Below are 20,429 nucleotides of genomic sequence, written 5' to 3' on the forward strand. Positions count from 1 at the left end.
CTGGCCTGTCCGGGTGTGTCAAAAACCTAACCCAGTTTAAGTCGCATCGTGCGATCTCTGCTGGATAACCTGTGTGAACCCTATGTCTACTGTTACAACTAACGAATCTACCGGTATGGAAAGTTTTGCTGCGCTCTTCGAGGAATCGTTGTCGCGTCAAGATATGCGCTCCGGCGAAGTTATTTCCGCTGAAGTCGTGCGCCTCGACCACAATTTCGTGATCGTCAACGCCGGCCTCAAATCCGAAGCATTCATCCCTGTCGAAGAATTCAAGAACGACCACGGCGAACTGGAAGTCAAAGTTGGTGACTTCGTTTCCGTGGCGATCGAATCGCTGGAAAACGGTTTCGGCGATACCATCCTGTCGCGCGATAAAGCCAAGCGTCTGGCTTCGTGGCTGGCTCTGGAAAAAGCGATGGAATCGGGCGAAATCGTCGTCGGTACCGTCAATGGTAAAGTCAAAGGCGGTCTGACCGTGTTGACCAACGGCATCCGCGCATTCCTGCCGGGCTCGCTGGTTGATACCCGTCCTGTCAAAGACACCACCCCATTCGAAGGCAAGACCCTCGAATTCAAGGTCATCAAACTGGACCGCAAGCGTAACAACGTGGTTCTGTCCCGCCGCGCCGTCATCGAAGCTTCGATGGGCGAAGAGCGTCAGAAACTGATGGAAACGCTGAAAGAAGGCACGGTCGTGACCGGCGTCGTCAAAAATATCACCGACTACGGCGCGTTCGTGGATCTGGGCGGTATCGATGGCTTGCTGCACATCACCGACCTGGCATGGCGCCGTGTACGTCACCCGTCGGAAGTGTTGACGGTTGGCCAGGAAATCACCGCCAAGGTCCTGAAATACGATCAAGAGAAAAACCGTGTTTCGCTGGGCGTGAAACAACTGGGCGACGATCCTTGGACTGGTCTGTCCCGTCGTTACCCACAAAGCACCCGTCTGTTCGGTAAAGTAACGAACCTGACCGACTACGGCGCATTCGTTGAAGTGGAACAGGGTATCGAAGGTCTGGTACACGTTTCCGAAATGGACTGGACGAACAAAAACGTTGCTCCTAACAAAGTTGTCCAACTGGGCGACGAAGTAGAAGTGATGGTTCTGGAAATCGACGAAGAGCGTCGTCGTATTTCGCTGGGCATGAAACAGTGCAAAGCCAATCCATGGGACGACTTCGGTGTTACCCATAAGAAAGGTGACAAAGTCCGCGGCGCGATCAAATCGATCACCGACTTCGGCGTGTTCATCGGCCTGGCCGGCAACATCGACGGTCTGGTACACCTGTCCGACCTGTCCTGGACCGAAACCGGCGAAGAAGCCGTGCGTCGCTTCAAGAAAGGTGACGAACTGGAAGCCATCGTTCTGGCCATCGACGTTGAGCGCGAGCGCGTTTCCCTGGGCGTCAAGCAACTGGAAGGTGACCCATTCAACAACTTCGCAGCCATGAACGACAAGGGCTCGCTGGTCACCGGCACCGTTAAATCGGTTGAGCCTAAAGGCGCCGTGATCCAACTGTCCGAAGAAGTCGAAGGCTACCTGCGCGCTTCCGAAATCTCGCGCGACCGCGTTGAAGATGCTGGCACGCACCTGAAAGTCGGCGACACCGTCGAAGCGATGGTACTGAACATCGACCGCAAGGCCCGTGGTATCCAACTGTCGATCAAAGCGAAAGACAACGTTGAAACCCAGGAAGCCATGCAGAAGATGGCAGCTACCGACAACAACGCAGCTTCGGGCACCACCAGCCTGGGCGCCTTGTTGAAAGCTAAGTTCGATAACAAGAACTAAGACTGCGCGGATACTGGCAGATGACAAAGTCCGAGCTGATCAACCAACTGGCCGAGCGTTATTCTCAGCTGGTGGCGAAAGATGCGGAGTATGCCGTCAAGACCATTCTCGATGCGATGACCAACGCCCTGGCGACCGGCCAACGCATCGAGATCCGCGGTTTTGGTAGTTTTTCTCTGAACAGCAGGCCCCCGCGCATCGGCCGCAACCCGAAATCCGGCGACAAGGTGATGGTGCCCGAAAAACGGGTACCCCACTTCAAGCCAGGCAAACAGTTGCGCGAGCGGGTGGACGCGATGGTCGGACAACCGATCATCGAGGATTAATCGTCTGCTGGAAGGCGACAACAAAGAGCGGCGTCCCTTGGATGCCGCTTTTTTTTGTTAATATGCTGAGAATACCTGGCATAAGCTACTGCGCGTCGCGCTTTGCGGCCTGCGATGCTCACCGTGCTCAAGCACGGTTGCGCTTCTTGGCCACAAATCACTGACGCTCGCTACGCTTCTGCCAGGCATTCCGAGGTTGTGCCATACGGCATTTTTTGTACTTTCTGGGCGTATCGATGAAAATCATCTCCACCATCGTTGGCTGTGTTCTTTTCGTCCTGTTCTTCAGTTTTGCGCTGAAGAATGCGCAGGTTGTCGACCTGCATGTTTTCCTCAATTATGAAATCCGCGGCCCCCTGGTCCTGATGCTGCTGGGCTTTTTTGTCGCTGGCGCCAGCCTGGGCGTACTGGCCCTGACGCCGACCGTGTTCCGCCACCGCCGCGAAGCGAACAAGCAAAAAACCACCATTGCCGCCTTGCAAACCGTCGGCGTGGCCAGCAATGTCCAGCCGCAACCGGACAGCGTGAGCGCGCAGCAATAAGCGCCGTCGCTCCTTTCTCTCTCTTATTCGAATAAAAACAATCGCATGGAATTTGAACTCTGGTGGCTCTTGGGTATCCCGGTGTTTTTCGCGCTGGGCTGGATCGCCGCGCGCGTTGACATCCATCAACTGGTGTCAGAATCGCGCAGCTTGCCGCGCAATTACTTCAAGGGCTTGAATTTCCTGCTCAATGAACAGCACGACAAGGCCATCGACGCCTTCATCGAAGTCGTCAAGCTGGACCCGGAATCGGCGGACATGCACTTTGCGCTGGGCAACCTGTTCCGCCGCCGCGGCGAGACGGAGCGCGCCATCCGCGTGCACCAGAACCTGCTGGCGCGCCCCGACCTGCCGGTGGAGCAGCAGGGCCATGCCGCCTATGAACTGGGCATGGATTACCTGAAGGCGGGCTTGCTGGACCGTGCCGAAGAAACCTTCAACAGCCTGGTCGATACGCCATACGCGGTGCAGGCGCGCCGCGCGCTGCTGGAAATCTACCAGCGTGAAAAGGAATGGCCGCGCGCCATCGAGGCGGCCGTGGGCCTGCAGGAATCGGGCGCCGGCGCGCGGCAGAAGGAAATCGCGCAATTCTATTGCGAGCTGGCGCATGACGCGCTGGTGCACCTGAAGCCGGACGAAGCCATGCCATTGCTGGAAAAAGCCCTGCAGACGGACCGCAAGAGCGTGCGCGCCACCATCCTCACGGGCGACGTGCTGCTGGCGCGCGGCGACGTGGAAGGCGCGCTGACGACGTGGCGCCGCGTGGAGCAGCAAAGCGTGCCGCACGTGGCCCTGGTGGCGCAGCGCCTGATGGATGGCTACGCCAAGGTGGGGCGCGCGCAGGAAGGCGTCAACCTGCTGCGCTCCTACCTGGAAGAGGCGTCGTCGATCGACCTGATCGAAGTGGTGTTCAAGGCCGTCATCGAACTCGACGGCGTGGAAGCGGCCAAGCAGCTGGTCAGCGCGGAACTGCGCCGCACGCCCACCTTGCTGGGCCTGGACAAGCTGCTCGAGGCGCGCATGATGGACGCACCGGCCGCCATCTGGTCGGAACTGTCGATGGTGAAAAACCTCGTGCACGGCTATACGCAAAAGCTGGCACGCTACCAGTGCAGCCATTGCGGCTTCAAGGCGCGCCAGTTCTACTGGCACTGCCCGGGCTGCAACAAGTGGGAAACGTATCCGCCGCGCCGCACAGAAGAATTAAATGTCATGAATTGATCCATCGTACACGCCACCTTGCCCCGCGCAATGTGGCGTGTACTTGTATGTAGTACCCGAAATTTACAAATAAGAAATACGGCACAACCATGAAAATCACCATTATCGGCACCGGCTATGTTGGCCTGGTGACCGGCGCTTGCCTGGCGGAACTGGGCAATGACGTCTTTTGCCTCGACCTCGACACACAAAAGGTGGCCCTGCTCAACAGCGGCGGCATCCCCATCCATGAGCCGGGCCTGGAAGAAGTCGTGGCGCGCAACCGCGCGGCCGGCCGCCTGACGTTTTCCACCGATATCGAAGCGGCCGCCGCGCATGGCGTGATGCAATTCATCGCCGTCGGCACGCCGCCCGATGAAGACGGTTCGGCCGACCTGCAATATGTGCTGGCCGCCGCGCGCGGCATCGGCCGCTACATGAACGAGTACAAGGTCATCGTCGACAAGTCGACCGTGCCCGTCGGCACGGCTGAAAAAGTGCGCGCCGCCATCCAGGGCGAACTCGACGCGCGCGGCGCGGCCGCCACGTTCTCGGTGGCGTCGAATCCGGAATTCCTCAAGGAAGGCGCGGCCGTCGAAGATTTCATGCGCCCGGACCGCATCGTCATCGGCGTCGACGCCACGCCGGAAGGCGAGCGCGCGCGCGAACTGCTGAAAAGCCTGTACGCGCCGTTCAACCGCAACCATGAGCGCACCTACTGGATGGACGTGCGTTCGGCTGAATTCACGAAGTATGCGGCGAACGCCATGCTGGCCACGCGCATTTCCTTCATGAATGAACTGGCCAACCTGGCCGACAAGGTGGGCGTCGATATCGAGGCTGTGCGCCACGGCATCGGTTCCGACCCGCGCATCGGCCACAGCTTCCTGTATGCGGGCTGCGGCTACGGCGGTTCCTGCTTCCCGAAGGACGTGCAGGCGCTCGAGCGCACGGCGCGCGGCCACGGCCAGGAATTGCTGATCCTGCGCGCCGTGGAAGCGGTGAATGACCGGCAAAAGATGGTGCTGGGCGGAAAAGTAGTCACTCGCTTCGGCGAAGATCTGACGGGCCGGCATTTCGCCGTATGGGGCCTGGCCTTCAAGCCGAACACGGACGACATGCGCGAAGCGTCGGCCCGCGTGCTGCTGGCCGACTTGCTGGGACGCGGCGCCACGGTGGCCGTGTACGACCCCGTCGCCATGGCCGAGGCGCGCCGCGTGCTGCAACTGGACTTGACGCCGGAGCAATTGGCGAAGGTGCGCTTTGCCGACAGTCCGAAGGATGCGCTGACGGATGCCGATGCGCTGGTCATCGTGACCGAATGGAAAGCCTTCCGCAGCCCCGACTTCGAGCAGGTCAAGGCACGCCTGAAGCAAGCCGTGATCTTTGACGGGCGCAACCTGTTCGAGCCGGCCGTCATGGCCGAGAATGGCATCGAATACCACGGGATCGGTCGCTCGATCCTCACGCGCGCATGAGCGCCCGCGACATGCTGGCGCCGGCGGCACTGACCGGCGTGCGCCTGCTGGTGGTAGGCGACGTGATGCTGGACCGCTACTGGTTTGGCGACGTCAGCCGTATCTCGCCGGAAGCGCCCGTGCCCATCGTGCGCATCGAGAAGCGCGAGGAGCGCCTGGGCGGCGCGGCCAACGTGGCGCGCAACGCGGCCGCGCTGGGGCCACAGACGAGCTTGCTGGGCGTGGTGGGTGACGACGAGGCGGGCAGCCAGGTCGAGCGCCTGCTCGAAGGCAGCGGCATCCACAGCTACCTGCAGCGCGATGCGGCCATTTCCACCATCATCAAGCTGCGCGTAATCGGCCGCCAGCAGCAGATGCTGCGCATCGATTTCGAGGATGCGCCCAGCGATACGGTGCTGCGCGACAAGCTGGCGCAGTTTAACGCCCTCTTGCCGCAATACGACGTGGTGATTTTGTCCGACTATGCGAAGGGCAGCCTGGTGAACGTGGCCGAGATGATCAAGGCGGCCAGGGCCGCCGGCAAGATCGTCATGGTCGACCCGAAAGGCGACGATTTCCTGCGCTACAAGGGAGCGTCAGTACTCACTCCGAATAAGTCCGAGTTGCGCCGCGTGATCGGCAACTGGAGTACGGAAGAGCAATTGACGGAGCGCGCGCAGCAGATGCGCGCGCAGCTGGAGCTCGACGCCTTGCTGCTGACCCGTTCGGAAGAGGGCATGAGCCTGTACACGGCCGACGAGGTGCTGCACATGCCCACCGATGCGCGCGAAGTGTTCGACGTGTCCGGCGCCGGCGACACGGTGATCGCCACCATGGCCGCCATGCTGGGCGCCGGCATGAGCCTGGGCGACGCCGTGCGCACGGCCAACCGGGCCGGCGGCATCGTCGTCGGCAAGCTGGGCACGGCCACCGTCACGCGCGAAGAACTGTTCCCGCAATAAGCTGCCGTATCGTCTGCGCCATATCGCTTGATCTGGCGCAGACCCCGCTTGCCGCCACTCTCCTGTCTTGTCAACCATATCACGTCACGGCCGTTAAAGCCGTTAAGGCGCTGTCCTCCCTTGCGTTCGAGTCATCTTGAAACCACACCACGGAGAGATACATATGTTCAAAAAAATACTGCTGGCCATCGTTACCCTGATCGCGACGATGGGCTTTGCGTTTGCCCAGGTCGACGTCAACAAGGCGGACCAGGCCACGCTCGACAGCGTCAAGGGCATCGGTCCCGTCACCTCGAAAGCCATCGTCGACGAGCGTGCCAAGGGCGGCGCCTTCAAGGACTGGGCCGATTTCGAAAGCCGCGTGAAGGGCATCGGCCCGAAAAGCGCCGTCAAACTGTCGGCAGCGGGCTTGCAGGTGAATGGCCAGGCCAAGTCCGGCGCGCCGGCGGCGCCCGCCCCGGCGGCGAAGGCTGCCCCGGCAAAAAAGGAAGCTGCTGTGAAGGAAGTTGCAGCGAAAGAAGCCGCACCGAAGCCAGCTGCTGCGACCGACACCGCTGCGGCACCGGCCAAGACAGCCGCTGAAGCGAAAAAAGAAGCTGCTGCCGCCAAGAAAGAAGCCAAGGCCGCCGCCGCTGCCGCCAAGAAAGAAGCCGCCGCCGCGCCTGCCGCCGCCGCAGCCGATGGCGCCGCGCCCGTGAAGACGGCCGCCGAAGCGAAGAAGGAAGCTGCCGCTGCCAAGAAAGAAGCCAAGGCGGCCGCCGCTGCCGCGAAGAAAGAAGCGAAACTGGCTGCCGCCGAGGCGAAGAAAGCGGAAGCCGAGAAAAAATAAGCGTTTTGTTGTAAAGCATGCTGAGTGGTGGTGCCGCGCAGCATGCAAGAAAACCCCGCGTGGTACCGGCCGCGCGGGGTTTTTTTATGCGCGCGCCGCCTTGTTTGGCCCGCCGCTGGCCGGCGCGCCTACAGCTGCGACTCGATCGGCAGCCAGCGCATCACGGACACCAGCGCGCGGCGCCAGAAGCCCGTCTCCGGGTCCTGCGTCCACACCTTGGCGGGCTCTTCGGTGGCGTCCGACCAGCGCAGCGCGCCATTGTCGAGGAACAAGCGGTAGCTGGTGTCGCTCGACGTCGAATGCCGGAACAGCGCGCGCATGTCGGCCGCCAGCGCGGCATCGTCGAACAGCACGCCCATTTCCGTGTTCAGCTGGGCCGAGCGGGGGTCGAGGTTGAAGGAGCCGACGAAACCACGCCGGCCATCGACCACCACGGCCTTGGTGTGCAGGCTGGCGCGGCTGGACCCCATCAGGCTGATGCGCTTGCGGTGCTGGGTCTTCAATTCATACAGGTCGACGCCGCCATCGAGCAGCAACTGGCGGTAGCGCGCATAGCCCGCATGCACGAGGGCCACGTCGGTGGCCGCCAGCGAGTTGGTCAGTACCTTGACCTGGACGCCGGCCGCGACCTTGTCGGCCAGCAGCGCGCTCAGGGCCGTGCCGGGCACGAAGTAGGGCGAGGTCAGCAGTGCTTCTTCGCGCGCCTGCGTCAGCAGGGGCAGCAAGCTGTGCATCAGCCAGTGCTCGCTGCGCTGCAAACTGGCCACGGGCGCGGCCTTTTCCGGCGGGTCCGACACGACGCGCACCTGGCTGCTCCAGTGCAGGCGCAGCCGCCCGTCCAGGTGGGCTTGCAACTGGCCCGCATCGGTCAGCTGCCGCAGGTAGGGCGAGGCGCCCAGTTCGCCGCTCAGTGCCTCGAGGCGGGCCCGCACAGCCTGCAGTTCCGGCGCGCCCGCGTCCTTGCCGGCATGCAGGGCGTGGATGGGCAGCACGGCGCGGCTGTTCCAGAAGCGGTCGAAGATGTCGCTCGTCTGCCGCACGGCGGGACCCACGAGCAGCAAGTCGGCGTCCTGGAAGTTGACTTGCTCGGCAGCATCGAAGTATTCGTCGCCGATATTGCGCCCGCCGACCAGGGCCACCCTGCCATCGACGATCCAGGCCTTGTTGTGCATGCGCCGGTTCAAGCTCAGTGCGCGCAAGGCCATTTCCACGGCGCGCAACCAGATGCCGTCGCGGTTGCGGCTGGGGTTGAAGATGCGCACCTCGATCAGCGGGTGGCTGTCGAGCGCCAGGATGGCGGCGTCCTGGCCGCGCGCGTTGATGTCGTCAAGCAATACGCGCACGCGCACGCCGCGGTCGGCCGCGCGCAGCAGTTCGCGCACCAGCAGGCGCCCCGTGACGTCGTTATGCCAGATGTAATATTGCAGGTCGATGCTGCGGCCCGCCTCGCGCGCGCTCAGGGCGCGCAGGGCGAACGCTTCCAGGTTGTCGTCGATCAGGGCCGCGCCGCTGTGCCCGGGGCGTTGTTGCAGCTGCGGCGCCAGTACCCGGTCGAGTTCCGTGGCGTCGGCCGCCACGGCCAGCGCTTGCCCTGGCGCGCCCAGCGAACGTTCCGCGAAGCGGCCAAAGCTGTACAGGGCACCGACGCTGAGCGTGGCGAAAAGGGCCGCGTACAGCAGCAGCTTGACGAGCATGCGGCGCACCGTCAGCGGCGCGCGCGCAGGCTGCGGCGCGCGGGAAGGTGGGCGGACTGGCGCATGCTGGGTACTTTCATGGTCTGGACGGGAAGGGACGATTGTAGCAGTTTCTATAATGCATGATTTTGACGTCCCAGCGTCCGCGCGCGGCGCCAAAGGTGCGAGAATGCCCCGTCAAATCAAAAAAACAGGAGATGCAAGCATGTTAAGGATTTTTACGGGAGTGACGGCCGCCATGCTGTCGGCGGGCGTCATCGCGGCGCCGGCCGGCGACAGCATGCAGCCGCAGATCGCGCAGCTCGTGGCGGACATTTCGCCGCAGCGTATCGAAGCGCACGTGCGCAAGCTGGTGGCTTTCCAGACGCGCCACACCATGTCCGACACCGCGTCCGACACGCAGGGCATCGGCGCGGCGCGGCGCTGGATCAAGGCCGAACTGGAGCGCTGCGGCGCGCAGGCGGGCGGACGGCTGCAGGTGGCGTTCGACAGCCATGTGGCGCCCGTGTCGAAGCGCATTGCGCGGCCGACGGAAATCGTCAACGTGGTGGCGACCCTGCCCGGCAGCCAGCCGCAGTCGGCCGAACGCATCTACGTCGTCAGCGGCCACTACGACTCGCGCGCCACCGACGTGATGGATGCGCAGGGCGATGCGCCCGGCGCCAACGACGACGCGTCGGGCACGGCGGCCGTGATCGAGATGGCCTGCGTGATGGCGCGCCACCGGTTCGACGCCACCCTCGTCTTCATGGCCGTGGCGGCCGAGGAGCAGGGACTATTGGGCTCCGGTCACTGGGCGCAGCAGGCGAAGCTGAAAAAGCTCAATATCGCCGGCATGCTCAACAACGACATCATCGGCAGTTCGCGCGCCGACGACGGCACCGTCGATGGCGGCCAGGTGCGCCTGTTTGCCGAAGGCATCCCGGCCGTCAAGGAAATGAGCGATGGCGTGCGCGCCCTGGTGGCGACGGGCGGCGAAAACGATTCCATCTCGCGCCAGCTGGCGCGCCATGTGAAGCAGGTGGGCGAGCGCTATGTGCCCGGTTTCCAGGTCAACGTGATCCAGCGCGCCGACCGCTACCTGCGCGGCGGCGACCATATTCCCTTCCTGGCGCAAGGCTATGCGGCGCTGCGCTTCACGGAACCGCACGAGGATTTTGCCCACCAGCACCAGGATGTGCGCGTGGAGAACGGGGTGCAGTACGGCGACCTGCCGCAATTCGTCGATTATGACTACGTGGCGAAGGTGGCGCGCGTGAATGCGGCCGCGCTGGCCTCGCTGGCGCTGGCGCCGGCCGCGCCGGTCCAGGTGCAGGTGCGCACGGCCCAGCTGGAAAACGACACCTCGCTCGTGTGGCTGCCGAACGCGGAACCGGATCTGGCCGGCTACCGCGTCGTCTGGCGCGCCACCACGGCCGACCAGTGGCAGGGCGCGCTGGACGTGGGCAATGTCACGCAGGCGAAGCTGAAATTATCGAAAGATAATTATTTCTTTGGCGTCCAGGCCATCGACAAGGAGGGCAATGTCAGCGTGGCCACGTACCCGACACCACTGCGCTAGGCGCTGTTGGCGGGCAATCTAGCCAGGAAGCCGTGGATCTGCGACACCACGGCGGCGCCTTCGCCCACGGCGGCGGCCACGCGCTTGGTCGAGCCGGCGCGCACGTCGCCGATGGCGAACACGCCGGGCACGCTCGTTTCCAGCGCGGCCCGCTCCGGCAGGTCGGGCGGCGGGGCGGCCAACAGCGCGGCATGGCCCTGGGCGCGGCATTCGGCGCGCGTGACGTCGAAACCCGTGCGGATGAAACCCTGTTCGTCGACGGCCACGGCGCAGTCGTGCAGCCAGTCCGTGTTCGGATCGGCGCCCACAAACAGAAACACGCGGCGCACGGCGCAGTCGCATTCTTCACCGCTGACATTGTTGCGCCAGCGGGCGCCCGTCAAGCCCTCGTCGTCGCCTTCGAGGGCGATGATTTCCGTGTGCGCGTGCACGGTGATGTTGGGCGTGGCGGCGATGCGCTCGATCAGGTAGCTCGACATGCTGGCCGCCAGCCCTTCGCCGCGGATCACCATGTGGACCTTGGCAGCATGGCCGGACAGAAACACGGCCGCCTGGCCCGCCGAGTTGCCGCCGCCGACCAAAATGATCTCTTCCTGCTTGCACAGCTTGGCTTCGATGGGCGAGGCCCAGTAATACACGCCGCGTCCCTCATAGGTTTTCAGATTCGCCAGCGAGGGGCGGCGGTAGCGCGCGCCGCAGGACAGCACCACCGTGCGGGCGCGCACCTGGGTGCCGTCGCACAGGCTGACGCGCAGGGGCCAAGTGTCGCACAGCAGGCTGGCGGCGCTGGCCGGGGTGGCGATCTCGACGCCGAATTTTTGCGCCTGCACATAGGCGCGGCCGGCCAGGGCGCGGCCGGAAATGCCGGTGGGAAAGCCCAGGTAATTCTCGATGCGCGCGCTGGCGCCCGCCTGGCCGCCATATGCGCGCTGTTCCAGCGCCAGCACGCTCAAGCCTTCGGAGGCCGCATACACGGCCGTGGCCAGGCCGGCAGGGCCGGCGCCCACCACCAGCACGTCGAAGATTTTGTCGCCGGACAAGTCGGGCAGCATGCCCAGGCAACGGCCCAGCTCCGCATTGCCGGGATTCTTCATGACCTTGCCGTCGGGGCACACCACCAGCGGCCATTCCTGTGGCGCGGGCTGGTAGCGCTGGGCCAGCGCGGCGGCGGCCGCATCCGTGGCCGGGTCGAGCACCGTGTGCGGGTGGCCATTGCTCGACAAAAAGCTTTGCAGCTGGAACAGATTGCCGTTGCCGCGCGGTCCCACCAGCACGGGACCGCCCGAATTGACTTCGATCAAGGCCACGCGGCGCAGGATCAGGGCGCGCACGATGCGCTCGCCCATTTCCGCTTCCGCCACGATCAGCGCGCGCAGCGATTCCGAGCTGATCACGAGCACCTCCACGTCGCCCACGGCATGGCCGTTGACGAGGGCAGGACGGCCCGACAGCTGTGCCACTTCGGCGATGAAGTGGCCGGGGCCGATTTCACGCATCAGCGAGGTGCGGCCCAGTCCCTCATGGCGCGTGACGGCCACGTGGCCCGACACGATGACCAGCATGCCGAAGCTGCTGCTGCCCGCCTCGAACAGGGTGGCGCCGGCGGCGTAGCGGCAGAGCTTGCCATAGCGCTGCAGGCGCCGCAGTTCGGCCTCGCTGAAGACCGGGGAAATCTGGTGCATGCGGCCCTGTATGTCGAGGCTGCTGGCCTGGACGGGATCGTCCTGCGTGGTTTCTGGGATGAATTCGGGAACGGTGCTGGCCATGACTGATCCATTGAGTGAATAAGCAAATTACTAAAATAACTAACCGCCACGAGTCTAGCGCATGCGCGCGCGGGGCGCTGGCACGCCGCGCGCGCAGGCCCCGGCCGGGCGCCAAGCCAGGCGCCGTGCGGCCTGGCGCTCTAGCGGCCGGGGTCTGCGCCGTCCGGCCGGGCATGGGTTTTTAGCCATACGCCGTCCAGCATCTCATATTAGAATGGGTCTTTGTTGAAATTACTCAAACCGACACGATGGCTTACAAGACACTGGAAGATACGATAGGCAATACCCCGCTGGTGCAGCTGACGCGCTTGCCGGGCGCCGATGCGCTTGCGCGCAACAACGTCATCCTCGGCAAGCTCGAAGGTAACAACCCGGCCGGTTCCGTGAAGGACCGCGCCGCCATGTCCATGCTCAAGCGCGCGGAAGAACGTGGCGTCATCAAGCCGGGCGACACCCTGATCGAAGCGACCAGCGGCAACACGGGCATCGCGCTGGCCATGGCCGCCGCCCTGCGCGGCTACAAGATGCTGTTGTTGATGCCGGATAATCTCAGCGTCGAGCGCCGCCAGAGCATGGCCGCCTACGGTGCCGACATTTTATTGACGCCGAAGACGGGCGGCATGGAGTATGCGCGCGACCTGGCCGAGCAGATGCAGAAGGATGGCCGCGGCGTCATCCTCGACCAGTTCGCCAACGAAGACAATTCGCGCGCCCACTATGAAACGACGGGACCGGAAATCTGGCGCGATACCAACGGCCAGGTCACGCACTTCGTCAGCGCCATGGGGACCACGGGCACCATCATGGGTGTGTCGCGTTACCTGAAAGAACAGAATCCCGCCATCCAGATCATCGGCGCCCAGCCCGAGGAAGGTTCGCAGATTCCCGGCATCCGCAAGTGGCCGGAGGCCTACCTGCCGAAAATCTACGACAAGAGCCGCGTCGATCAGGTGGAATACGTGAGCCAGGGCGTGGCCGAGCGCATGGCGCGCAGCCTGGCGGCGGAAGAGGGCTTGTTCTGTGGCATTTCGGCGGCGGGCGCGTGCGAAATCGCGCTGCGCATTTCGCAGACCGTGGAAAATGCGACCATCGTGTTTGTCGTCTGTGACCGCGGCGACAGGTATCTGTCCACAGGTGTTTTCCCTGCGTAAGGGCTAAAGCATAGTGTAGTGATATTGGCCAGAACGGCCTGAGAACTGCTGGAAATACCCCCTCCCCATGGCGGGGAGGGAAAACCTGCATGACTGGCAGGATCAGCCTTGTGGCGTTTCGCCTTCTTTTGGCTTGAATTGCTTGTCGCTGATGCGGAATTTGTTGCGACGGTCACCCATCAGGTAACGCAGGTCACGGATGCTCAGGTCGCTGACTTCGTGCATGCGGATCAACAGCGATGCGCCGACCGGCAGGCGGTGGTGGCGGATCTTGCTGATGACGGGTGGCGCCACTTCCAGCGCGCGCGACAGGGCTGCGTCATTCTTCAGGCGCAGGTTTTCGATCAGGGTATCGAGCAATCTGTTTGGGTTGTACTGCAGCAGATCGTCGGAGTCCGAATCGCTGTTCATATCAATGCCGACTTGGTTTGTCATGATGTTATTGTTCCTTCTGTAGTTGCACTGCAAAGTAAAAACACTCGGAGCTCGCTCTTGCTGCGTTCATGTTCATTCTTTACTAAAAGGAACGAATTCACACATGGTACGATCCGGGATACAGTTTTTTCGTAATATATACACAATTGTACAGCAGGATTCAATTTCAGGCTGGAAAGCACTGCAATCTTGCTTTGCACAAAATAAGTGTTGTCTTGTTGCAACACCTATTTATTCTTTATTATGCTCATGATAGAACAAAAATTGTACTTTGACAAAAGTTAAGTATAAGACCATTCTGTATTCCGCGCCGCACAAACGCTGAACGAGCACAGCAAGCACGATGTTATCGACTCCACCATAGACTTGTTTGGAAGTCGCTTCAACCTTGCTTACGCTTTCTTACAAGTAATATTATAACTTTACACTGACTTTTGGTTAGTGTGCGCGCACTTGGCTGATGGCCTTGCCCAAGTCGATGACCGACATGGCATAAAAATAACTTCTGTTGTACTGAGTTATAGCAAAGAAGTTATTGGTTGCCAAGCTATACTCAGTTGCTTCTGAGCCATTTTGTAAATCGATCAAGCCGAACAGCATGTTTTGTGGCACGCTCGCCACGGTGCCCACGCCGGCCGCCTGCAGCTCTTCCAGGCGGTATTTGGCTTCCAGGCCCTGGCCGATGAATTTTTCCCAGGCGTGGTTGGCCGAGACCGTCACCGGATACACGCTGGTGGCCGGATCGTCGCGGCGCCAGCCATGTTCGACGAGAAAGTGCGCGACGCTGCCGATGGCATCGGCCCGCGAATTGCGCAAGTCGATATGGCCATCGCCGTCGAAGTCCACCGCATATTTCATGATGCTGCTCGGCATGAACTGGGGCAGGCCGATGGCGCCCGCGTACGAGCCGAGCAGGGTCAAGGGGTCGATGCCATCCTTGCGCGCGAACAGCAGCGCGTTTTCCAGTTCCCCCTTGAAAAATTCCATGCGGGCGGCCCGGTTCGGGCTGTCTGGATAGGAAAACGCCAGGGTGGTCAGCGCATCGAGCACGCGGAAGCGGCCCGTGTTGCGGCCATAGACGGTTTCCACGCCGATGATGCCGACGATGATCTCGGCCGGCACGCCATATTCGCGTTCCGCGCGCGCCAGGGCGTCGGCGTTCTCATCCCAGAATTTTACGCCGGCATTGATGCGCACCGGTTCGATGAAGCGGGCGCTGTAGGCCTGCCAGTTTTTCGGCTTGCCTGGCGGTGCCGGTTTCATCAGCTGCACCGTTGTTTCCACATAGCGCACCTTGCCGATCAGGGCGTCGAGCGCGGCGCGGTCGAAGCCATGCCTGGCCGCCATGTCGTCGAGGAAGGCGCGCACTTCCTTCCAGTTGGCATAGTCGACAAATTCCCCCTCGAAGTCGAATTTCGCCGGCGCCTTTTTTGCCGCCGGCTTGGCGGGCGGCGCCTTGGCTGCGCGCACGGCGCGCGCGCGCTCGGCGGCCGAAATATGGCTGTTTTCGGCGGCATGCGCGCCAGCCAGGCACAGGGGGAGGGAAAGGAGCAGGGACAGGGCGGAGGTTTTGATCGGTAACAAGGAGCGTCTCATCGGCATTGGGTTAGCAGGCGGCGCAAGCTGCGCCGCGCGCGGGTGTGTTCGTCTGGGCTGGCATTACCATACTTCATCGCGGCATAGATTGCCAGAAACTGTGCGATGGCGCCGTGCGCCTCGGGTGTGGCCTTGCCGGCAGCCAGGCGCGCAGCATAACCGTGCGGCCCTTCATGTGGCGCACGGCTGTAGCCGCGCCGTGCCTGCTGGCGGCAAAATTGCGCATACAGGGCGTCGAGTGGATCGCCTTGCCGGGCCTGGCGCCACCAGACCAGTGCGCCCGCCACGGCGGACAGCAGCGCCAGCACGGCGCAAGCCAGCGCCAGGTTGTGGGCCGGAAGGTGTTTCAAGCCGTCGAGCAGGGCGCGCTGGCGCTGCGGCGAGGTGTCGAGCACCCAGCGGCTCCAGGCGTGCTCGGCCTGCTGCCATTGCTGGCGCCAGGCGGCAAGCGCGGCACCGCGGCCGCCGTCCAGTCCCGCCAGCGCGCGCCAGGCCGTCAAGGCAGACGGCGCGGAGGCGGGCGGCAGGGCGGCGTCCAGGTTGCGCTGCGTGCGCAGCGGGGCCACGGCGCTGGTGGGGTCGACGCGCACCCAGCCCCGGCCGGCCAGCCACACTTCGCTCCACGCGTGGGCGTCGGACTGGCGCACCGTCAGGCTGGCGCCGTCACCGTTGCGTGCGCCGCCCTGGTAACCGGTGACGACGCGCGCGGGGATGCCCATGGCGCGCATCAGCACGACGAAGCTGCCCGCGTAATGTTCGCAAAAGCCCGCCTGCGTGGTAAACAGGAAGTCGTCGACGCCATGCTTGCCCAGCAGCGGCGGCTGCAGGGTGTAGCGGAACGGCGCGCGGCGCAAGTGCCCGAGCACGGCGGCGATGGCGTCGGCAGGCGCCAGCATCTGCGCACCGCTGCCGCGCAGCTGGCGGGCCCAGGCCACGCTGCGCGGATTGCTGCCGGCTGGCAAGGCCAGCCATGGTTGCTGTTGCACTGTGGACAGGCCCGCCTGCAGCCGGTAGCGCGGCTGGGAAGTGGCGCGGTAGCGCACGGTCGACGTCATCGGCTGTACGGTCAGCACTTCCAGCGCGGACGAGACGACATACGGGTTGCCCGGCAGGCGTTCGATGCTGCGCGGCACATCGAGCGCGAAGATGCGCCGCTGGCCGCTCGCCTGCAAGGTCACTTCATATTGGCTGGGCTGGCCTTCGAGCGCGATGTCGATGCGGCTGTCGCCGGCAGGCGCGCGCCCCTTCGCGCCCAGGCGCGTCCAGGTGGCGCCGTCGTAGTCGCCCAGCACCACGCCGCGCCAATACAGCTGCGCTTGCGGCGGAACCGGCGTGGAAAAGCGGGCCGTGAAGACGGCTGCGCCGGACAGGGCCAGCGAGGCGATGGCGCCCGGCTGCATGCTGTCGGACAGGCCCGAGCGCGCCTGCGTGCCCTCGTGCGGCGCGCCCCACAGGGGACCGCCGGGGCGCGGCAGGGCAAAAAACAGCAGCGCCGCCAGGGGCACGGCCAGCGCCAGCATGCGGCCCAGCAGGCGCAGCCTTTGCGACAGACGCGGCTGCACGGCGCCATACTGGGCCGACAGCAGGCTGGCCAGCAGCACGAGGACGGTGGCCAGCGTCCAGGCGGCGCCGAGCATGCCTTGCGTATGAAAAAAGTTAGCCAACAGCAAGAAAAAACTGAGGAAAACGACCACGAAGATGTCGCGCCGGCCATGCATTTCCAGCGACTTCAGGGCCAGCAGCAGGGCCAGCATGGCCACGCCCGCATCGCGTCCCAGCAAGCTGCCGTAGCTGGCGTAGACGCCGGCGATGCCCAGCAGGGCCAGCGGCGCGAGGACGGCCAGCGGCGGCTGGCGCCGGCCCCGCACGGTAATAAAAGCGCGCCACAGCAGCGGCGCGGCGGCGGCGGCCGACAGCCACAGCGGCAGGTGCGGCGCATGCGGCGCCAGCGCCATGGCGGCGGCCAGCAACAGCAGCAGAATATCGGCCTTGTCGCGCGGCAATCTGCCCAGCCCAGCCCTCATGGCGCCGCCTGGTCGTGTGGCAGATCATGCAGGGCCAGCGCCCGCAGGCAGGCGTCGCGCTGGCGCGCGCCCAGGCCCGGCGCGAGGAACACCGCGCCCAGGCGCAAGCCATACGGCAGGCCCATTTGTTCCGCCTGCAGTACCCAGGCGGCCAGGCGCGACAGGCGTGCTTCCGGCGCCAGCGCGTGCAGGGCCGCATGCGCGAGCACGATGCCGCCGTGCGCCGCGCCGGTCTGAGGGGCGGTTTCAGGCTGGAATTGCTTGCTGAATACATGCTCGCCGTCATGGCGGGCGATCTGGCGCCAGGCCAGGCGCCGCAACGGGTCGCCCGGCCGGTAGGCGCGCACGCCGGCCAGTTCCAGGGCGCCGCCGGGCGAGTCTGGCTGCCGTGCCTGCCGTACCGCGCCGGCAGGCAAGGGCAGCGGCGGTGCGCCCTGTTCCGCACGCGGATACACGAGTACGCGTGCCTCGGGCCGCCAATGGCACCAGGCCACAAACAAGCCCAGCGGAAAACTGCCCGACAGGCGCACGGGCGGGGCGGCGACCCAACCGCGTTGCGGCGCCATCACGCCGACCACGACAGCCGTTTCCGCCTGGGCCCCGATATCGGCCAGCTGGGGCGCTGCATTCGAGTTCTCCAAGGCAACGTGGATCGCATGGCGCGCACGCCTGCTGCGGTTGATCAGGCGCAAGGTAAACAAGGCATGGCTGCCCGCGAAGACGGGGTTGCCCGGCGTGGCGGCCAGCGCCAGGCCCGCCAGGTTGCGGCTTGTAAACAGCATGTCGGCGATGGCGCAGGCGGCCGCGAAATACGTGAGCGCGTAGCCCAGGCCCAGGCGGAAATTGACGGCCGCGATCCAGAGCGCCAGCAGCAGGGCGGCAAACGCCAGTCCCGCGCGCGAAGGACGGATATGCACGCGCTGCGCGCCCAGCCAGGGGCGCGCCGGCAGCCAGGAAATATTGCGCCAGCGCATGCCGGTCAGACGGGAGTGTTCAAGAGCAATTGCTGCAGCAGGGCGCGGCTATCGCTCGCTCCTTGCGCCGCATGCAGGCGGTGCGCGCAGACGGGCAGCAGCACGGCTTGCACGTCGTCGGGCGTGACATGGTCGCGTCCGGCCAGCGCGGCCCAGGCGCGCGCCGCCTGCAGCAGGGCCAGCGCGGCGCGCGGACTGAGGCCGTCGGCAAAGACGCCGGGCGCGCGCGTCGCATGCACGAGCGCCAGCACATAGTCGGCCAGCGCGGGCGCGACGTGGATGGCGCGCAGGCCCGCCTGCGCCTGCAGTAATTCTTCCGCATCCATCACGGAGGGCAGGCTGCCCAGCATGGCGCGGCGGTCGGCCCCCAGCAGCAGCGCCCGCTCGGCGGCCGGGTCCGGGTAGCCGAGGGTGAGGCACATGAGGAAACGGTCGAGCTGGGATTCGGGCAGGGGAAAGGTGCCCAGCTGGTGCGCGCAGTTTTGCGTGGCGATCACGAAGAATGGCTGCGGCAGCGCGCGCGTGATGCCATCGAGCGTCACTTGCCGCTCCTCCATCGCTTCAAGCAGGCCCGATTGCGTCTTGGGCGTGGCGCGGTTGATCTCGTCGGCCAGCAGCACTTGCGTAAACAGGGGGCCGGGGTGGAAGACGAAGCTGCCGCTGCCCCGCTCGTACACGGACATGCCGGCCACGTCGGACGGCAGCAGGTCGCTGGTGAATTGCTGGCGCTTCCATTGCAGGCCCAGCGAGATGGCCAGCGCGTGCGCCAGCGTGGTCTTGCCCACGCCGGGCACGTCCTCGATCAGCAGGTGGCCGCCGGCCAGCATGCAGGCGAGGGCTTGGCGAATCTGCAAGTCTTTGCCGACGAGGACTTCGCCGATCTGGCGCGCGGCCTGGTGTATTTTCGAAAACATGCTATTTATATCACAGTGCGGCGGATTATTTAATTTACAATCGCTTTGGCCAGATCAAACCGCGCCGCCCGCCGTCGCGGCGCACGTGGTAGATTAGGGCTGGGCTGAACGGGCGGCAGCAACGGCCAGCCAATGATTTTATGCGAGAACGCGCATGCCAGGCAGAATGATGTGTAGCGTTCCCAGTGTGGATAGAGTCCGGCTCGCATGCCGGATTGAGACAGAGGTAACGAGTACAGCACATGAGTACAGCCATTTATACCCACCCCGATTGCCTGCGCCATGAAATGGGCGACTGGCATCCCGAGTCGCCGGCCCGCTTGCAGGCCATTAACGATCAGCTGATCCTTGCGCATATCAGCGACCTGGTCGAACACCGCGACGGCGCGCGCGCGCAGTTGTCCGATATCGAGCGCAACCACAGTGCCACGGCCATCGGCCTGGTGCGCGACAACGTGCCGCCGGCCGGTGACTATTACCCGCTCGACGGCGACACCCTGCTCAACACGCATAGCTATAACGCGGCGCTGGCCGCCGCCGGTTCCGCCGTGGCCGCCACGGACGCCGTCATCGATGGCGAGATCAGCAATGCCTTTTGCTCGATACGCCCGCCGGGCCACCATGCGCGGCCCAGCGAGCCGATGGGCTTCTGCCTGTTCAACAATATCGCCATCGCCGCCAAGCATGCGCTCGACGTGCGCGGGCTGGAGCGGGTGGCCATCGTCGACTTCGACGTGCATCACGGCAATGGCACGGCCGAATCCGTGGCGCAGGACCCGCGCATCCTGATGGTCAGCTTTTTCCAGCACCCGTTCTATCCGTACAGCGACGTGGAGTCGTACACGGAGACGCGCGTCAACGTGCCCGTGCCCGCCCGTTCGAAGGGCGACGTGGTGCGCCAGCTGGTGCTCGACCACTGGCTGCCGGCGCTGCACCGGCAGCAGCCGCAGATGATCTTCATTTCCGCCGGTTTCGATGCGCACCGCGAAGACGACGTGGGCGGCATGGGACTGGTGGAGGCGGACTACACGTGGATGACGCAGCAGATGATGGCCGTCGCCAGGCAGTACGGCCAGGGCCGCATCGTCAGCTGCCTCGAGGGCGGCTACAACCTGTCGTCTCTGGGCCGCAGCGTGGCGGCGCACGTGAAGGCGCTGGCCGAGCTGTGATGCGCGGCCGCCGCTTCCCGGCGGCGGGCGCGGT

At 64.4% G+C, this 20,429-nt stretch carries 17 protein-coding genes; 10 read left to right on the forward strand and 7 right to left on the reverse strand.

The window, feature by feature from the left end; genetic code table 11:
* The first annotated feature begins 82 nt into the window (after window positions 1-82).
* From rpsA to AC3RCJ_RS08095, 7 genes are all read left to right on the forward strand, one after another.
* On the forward strand, window positions 83-1,795 hold the full coding sequence (gene rpsA / locus AC3RCJ_RS08065) for a 30S ribosomal protein S1 (RefSeq protein WP_071650172.1): 1,713 nt from the start codon (window positions 83-85) through the stop codon (window positions 1,793-1,795).
* Window positions 1,796-1,815: 20 nt separating this feature from the next.
* Window positions 1,816-2,121, forward strand: coding sequence for an integration host factor subunit beta (locus AC3RCJ_RS08070; protein WP_492962377.1), 306 nt, complete (start codon window positions 1,816-1,818; stop codon window positions 2,119-2,121).
* A 236-nt stretch (window positions 2,122-2,357) separates the two neighbouring features.
* Window positions 2,358-2,663 (forward strand): LapA family protein, encoded by a 306-nt coding sequence (locus AC3RCJ_RS08075; protein ID WP_492962375.1) that lies wholly within the window; start codon window positions 2,358-2,360, stop codon window positions 2,661-2,663.
* Between the two features lie 45 nt (window positions 2,664-2,708).
* Window positions 2,709-3,884, forward strand: a complete 1,176-nt coding sequence (gene lapB / locus AC3RCJ_RS08080; RefSeq protein WP_492962373.1) for a lipopolysaccharide assembly protein LapB — start codon at window positions 2,709-2,711, stop codon at window positions 3,882-3,884.
* Between the two features lie 89 nt (window positions 3,885-3,973).
* Window positions 3,974-5,341 (forward strand): UDP-glucose dehydrogenase family protein, encoded by a 1,368-nt coding sequence (locus AC3RCJ_RS08085; protein ID WP_492962371.1) that lies wholly within the window; start codon window positions 3,974-3,976, stop codon window positions 5,339-5,341.
* Window positions 5,338-6,282: a D-glycero-beta-D-manno-heptose-7-phosphate kinase gene (rfaE1, locus tag AC3RCJ_RS08090; protein ID WP_492962369.1), complete on the forward strand. Its 945-nt coding sequence runs from the start codon at window positions 5,338-5,340 to the stop codon at window positions 6,280-6,282. Before AC3RCJ_RS08085 ends, rfaE1 begins: the two co-directional genes overlap by 4 nt.
* Before the next feature lie 163 nt (window positions 6,283-6,445).
* Window positions 6,446-7,111, forward strand: a complete 666-nt coding sequence (locus AC3RCJ_RS08095; RefSeq protein ID WP_492962367.1) for a ComEA family DNA-binding protein — start codon at window positions 6,446-6,448, stop codon at window positions 7,109-7,111.
* A gap of 128 nt (window positions 7,112-7,239) precedes the next feature.
* Here AC3RCJ_RS08095 and AC3RCJ_RS08100 read toward each other — a convergent pair whose 3' ends face one another.
* Window positions 7,240-8,805: a phospholipase D family protein gene (locus tag AC3RCJ_RS08100; protein ID WP_492962365.1), complete on the reverse strand. Its 1,566-nt coding sequence runs from the start codon at window positions 8,803-8,805 to the stop codon at window positions 7,240-7,242.
* Between the two features lie 205 nt (window positions 8,806-9,010).
* Here AC3RCJ_RS08100 and AC3RCJ_RS08105 point away from each other — a divergent pair, with 205 nt between their 5' ends.
* The gene (locus tag AC3RCJ_RS08105; protein WP_492962363.1) at window positions 9,011-10,366 is read left to right on the forward strand and encodes a M20/M25/M40 family metallo-hydrolase; all 1,356 of its coding nucleotides are present in this window, start codon (window positions 9,011-9,013) and stop codon (window positions 10,364-10,366) included.
* Here the strand turns inward: AC3RCJ_RS08105 and AC3RCJ_RS08110 are convergent.
* Complete coding sequence (locus AC3RCJ_RS08110; protein WP_492962361.1) at window positions 10,363-12,132, reverse strand: FAD-dependent oxidoreductase; 1,770 nt, start codon at window positions 12,130-12,132, stop codon at window positions 10,363-10,365. The two genes, AC3RCJ_RS08105 and AC3RCJ_RS08110, sit on opposite strands and share 4 nt — an antisense overlap.
* Before the next feature lie 248 nt (window positions 12,133-12,380).
* Between AC3RCJ_RS08110 and cysM the strand changes: the two genes are divergently transcribed.
* Window positions 12,381-13,283, forward strand: a complete 903-nt coding sequence (gene cysM, locus AC3RCJ_RS08115) for a cysteine synthase CysM (RefSeq protein ID WP_076567457.1) — start codon at window positions 12,381-12,383, stop codon at window positions 13,281-13,283.
* Between the two features lie 102 nt (window positions 13,284-13,385).
* Here cysM and AC3RCJ_RS08120 read toward each other — a convergent pair whose 3' ends face one another.
* The 5 genes from AC3RCJ_RS08120 to AC3RCJ_RS08140 form a co-directional block, all read right to left on the reverse strand.
* Entirely contained in the window at window positions 13,386-13,718 is a 333-nt protein-coding gene (locus AC3RCJ_RS08120) for a hypothetical protein (RefSeq protein ID WP_034751784.1), read from the reverse strand.
* A 438-nt stretch (window positions 13,719-14,156) separates the two neighbouring features.
* The gene (gene mltB / locus AC3RCJ_RS08125; RefSeq protein ID WP_492962358.1) at window positions 14,157-15,320 is read right to left on the reverse strand and encodes a lytic murein transglycosylase B; all 1,164 of its coding nucleotides are present in this window, start codon (window positions 15,318-15,320) and stop codon (window positions 14,157-14,159) included.
* Complete coding sequence (locus tag AC3RCJ_RS08130; RefSeq protein ID WP_492962356.1) at window positions 15,311-17,338, reverse strand: transglutaminase TgpA family protein; 2,028 nt, start codon at window positions 17,336-17,338, stop codon at window positions 15,311-15,313. The genes mltB and AC3RCJ_RS08130 overlap by 10 nt, the downstream gene beginning before the upstream one ends.
* Window positions 17,335-18,312 carry a DUF58 domain-containing protein gene (locus tag AC3RCJ_RS08135; protein ID WP_492962354.1) on the reverse strand — a complete coding sequence of 326 codons (978 nt, stop codon included), beginning with the start codon at window positions 18,310-18,312 and terminating at the stop codon, window positions 17,335-17,337. The genes AC3RCJ_RS08130 and AC3RCJ_RS08135 overlap by 4 nt, the downstream gene beginning before the upstream one ends.
* A gap of 5 nt (window positions 18,313-18,317) precedes the next feature.
* Window positions 18,318-19,226, reverse strand: coding sequence for an AAA family ATPase (locus AC3RCJ_RS08140; protein WP_492962352.1), 909 nt, complete (start codon window positions 19,224-19,226; stop codon window positions 18,318-18,320).
* A gap of 242 nt (window positions 19,227-19,468) precedes the next feature.
* On the opposite strand from AC3RCJ_RS08140, the gene AC3RCJ_RS08145 reads away from it, so the two are divergent.
* A complete protein-coding gene (locus tag AC3RCJ_RS08145; RefSeq protein WP_492962350.1) occupies window positions 19,469-20,395 on the forward strand; it encodes a histone deacetylase family protein in 927 nt (308 codons plus the stop codon).
* Window positions 20,396-20,429: the final 34 nt, after the last annotated feature.

The organism is Janthinobacterium sp. GW822-FHT07H11, assembly GCF_058798615.1.

Bases quoted from the DNA above. Each gene is read 5' to 3' on its own strand.
- AC3RCJ_RS08140 (WP_492962352.1), bottom strand. From the start codon at position 19,226: ATGTTTTCGAAAATACACCAGGCCGCGCGCCAGATCGGCGAAGTCCTC.
- cysM (WP_076567457.1), top strand. From the start codon at position 12,381: ATGGCTTACAAGACACTGGAAGATACGATAGGCAATACCCCGCTGGTG.
- AC3RCJ_RS08095 (WP_492962367.1), top strand. From the start codon at position 6,446: ATGTTCAAAAAAATACTGCTGGCCATCGTTACCCTGATCGCGACGATG.
- lapB (WP_492962373.1), top strand. From the start codon at position 2,709: ATGGAATTTGAACTCTGGTGGCTCTTGGGTATCCCGGTGTTTTTCGCG.
- AC3RCJ_RS08085 (WP_492962371.1), top strand. From the start codon at position 3,974: ATGAAAATCACCATTATCGGCACCGGCTATGTTGGCCTGGTGACCGGC.
- mltB (WP_492962358.1), bottom strand. From the start codon at position 15,320: ATGCCGATGAGACGCTCCTTGTTACCGATCAAAACCTCCGCCCTGTCC.
- AC3RCJ_RS08120 (WP_034751784.1), bottom strand. From the start codon at position 13,718: ATGACAAACCAAGTCGGCATTGATATGAACAGCGATTCGGACTCCGAC.
- AC3RCJ_RS08100 (WP_492962365.1), bottom strand. From the start codon at position 8,805: ATGCTCGTCAAGCTGCTGCTGTACGCGGCCCTTTTCGCCACGCTCAGC.
- AC3RCJ_RS08135 (WP_492962354.1), bottom strand. From the start codon at position 18,312: ATGCGCTGGCGCAATATTTCCTGGCTGCCGGCGCGCCCCTGGCTGGGC.
- AC3RCJ_RS08075 (WP_492962375.1), top strand. From the start codon at position 2,358: ATGAAAATCATCTCCACCATCGTTGGCTGTGTTCTTTTCGTCCTGTTC.
- AC3RCJ_RS08105 (WP_492962363.1), top strand. From the start codon at position 9,011: ATGTTAAGGATTTTTACGGGAGTGACGGCCGCCATGCTGTCGGCGGGC.
- AC3RCJ_RS08145 (WP_492962350.1), top strand. From the start codon at position 19,469: ATGAGTACAGCCATTTATACCCACCCCGATTGCCTGCGCCATGAAATG.
- AC3RCJ_RS08110 (WP_492962361.1), bottom strand. From the start codon at position 12,132: ATGGCCAGCACCGTTCCCGAATTCATCCCAGAAACCACGCAGGACGAT.
- rfaE1 (WP_492962369.1), top strand. From the start codon at position 5,338: ATGAGCGCCCGCGACATGCTGGCGCCGGCGGCACTGACCGGCGTGCGC.
- rpsA (WP_071650172.1), top strand. From the start codon at position 83: ATGTCTACTGTTACAACTAACGAATCTACCGGTATGGAAAGTTTTGCT.
- AC3RCJ_RS08070 (WP_492962377.1), top strand. From the start codon at position 1,816: ATGACAAAGTCCGAGCTGATCAACCAACTGGCCGAGCGTTATTCTCAG.
- AC3RCJ_RS08130 (WP_492962356.1), bottom strand. From the start codon at position 17,338: ATGAGGGCTGGGCTGGGCAGATTGCCGCGCGACAAGGCCGATATTCTG.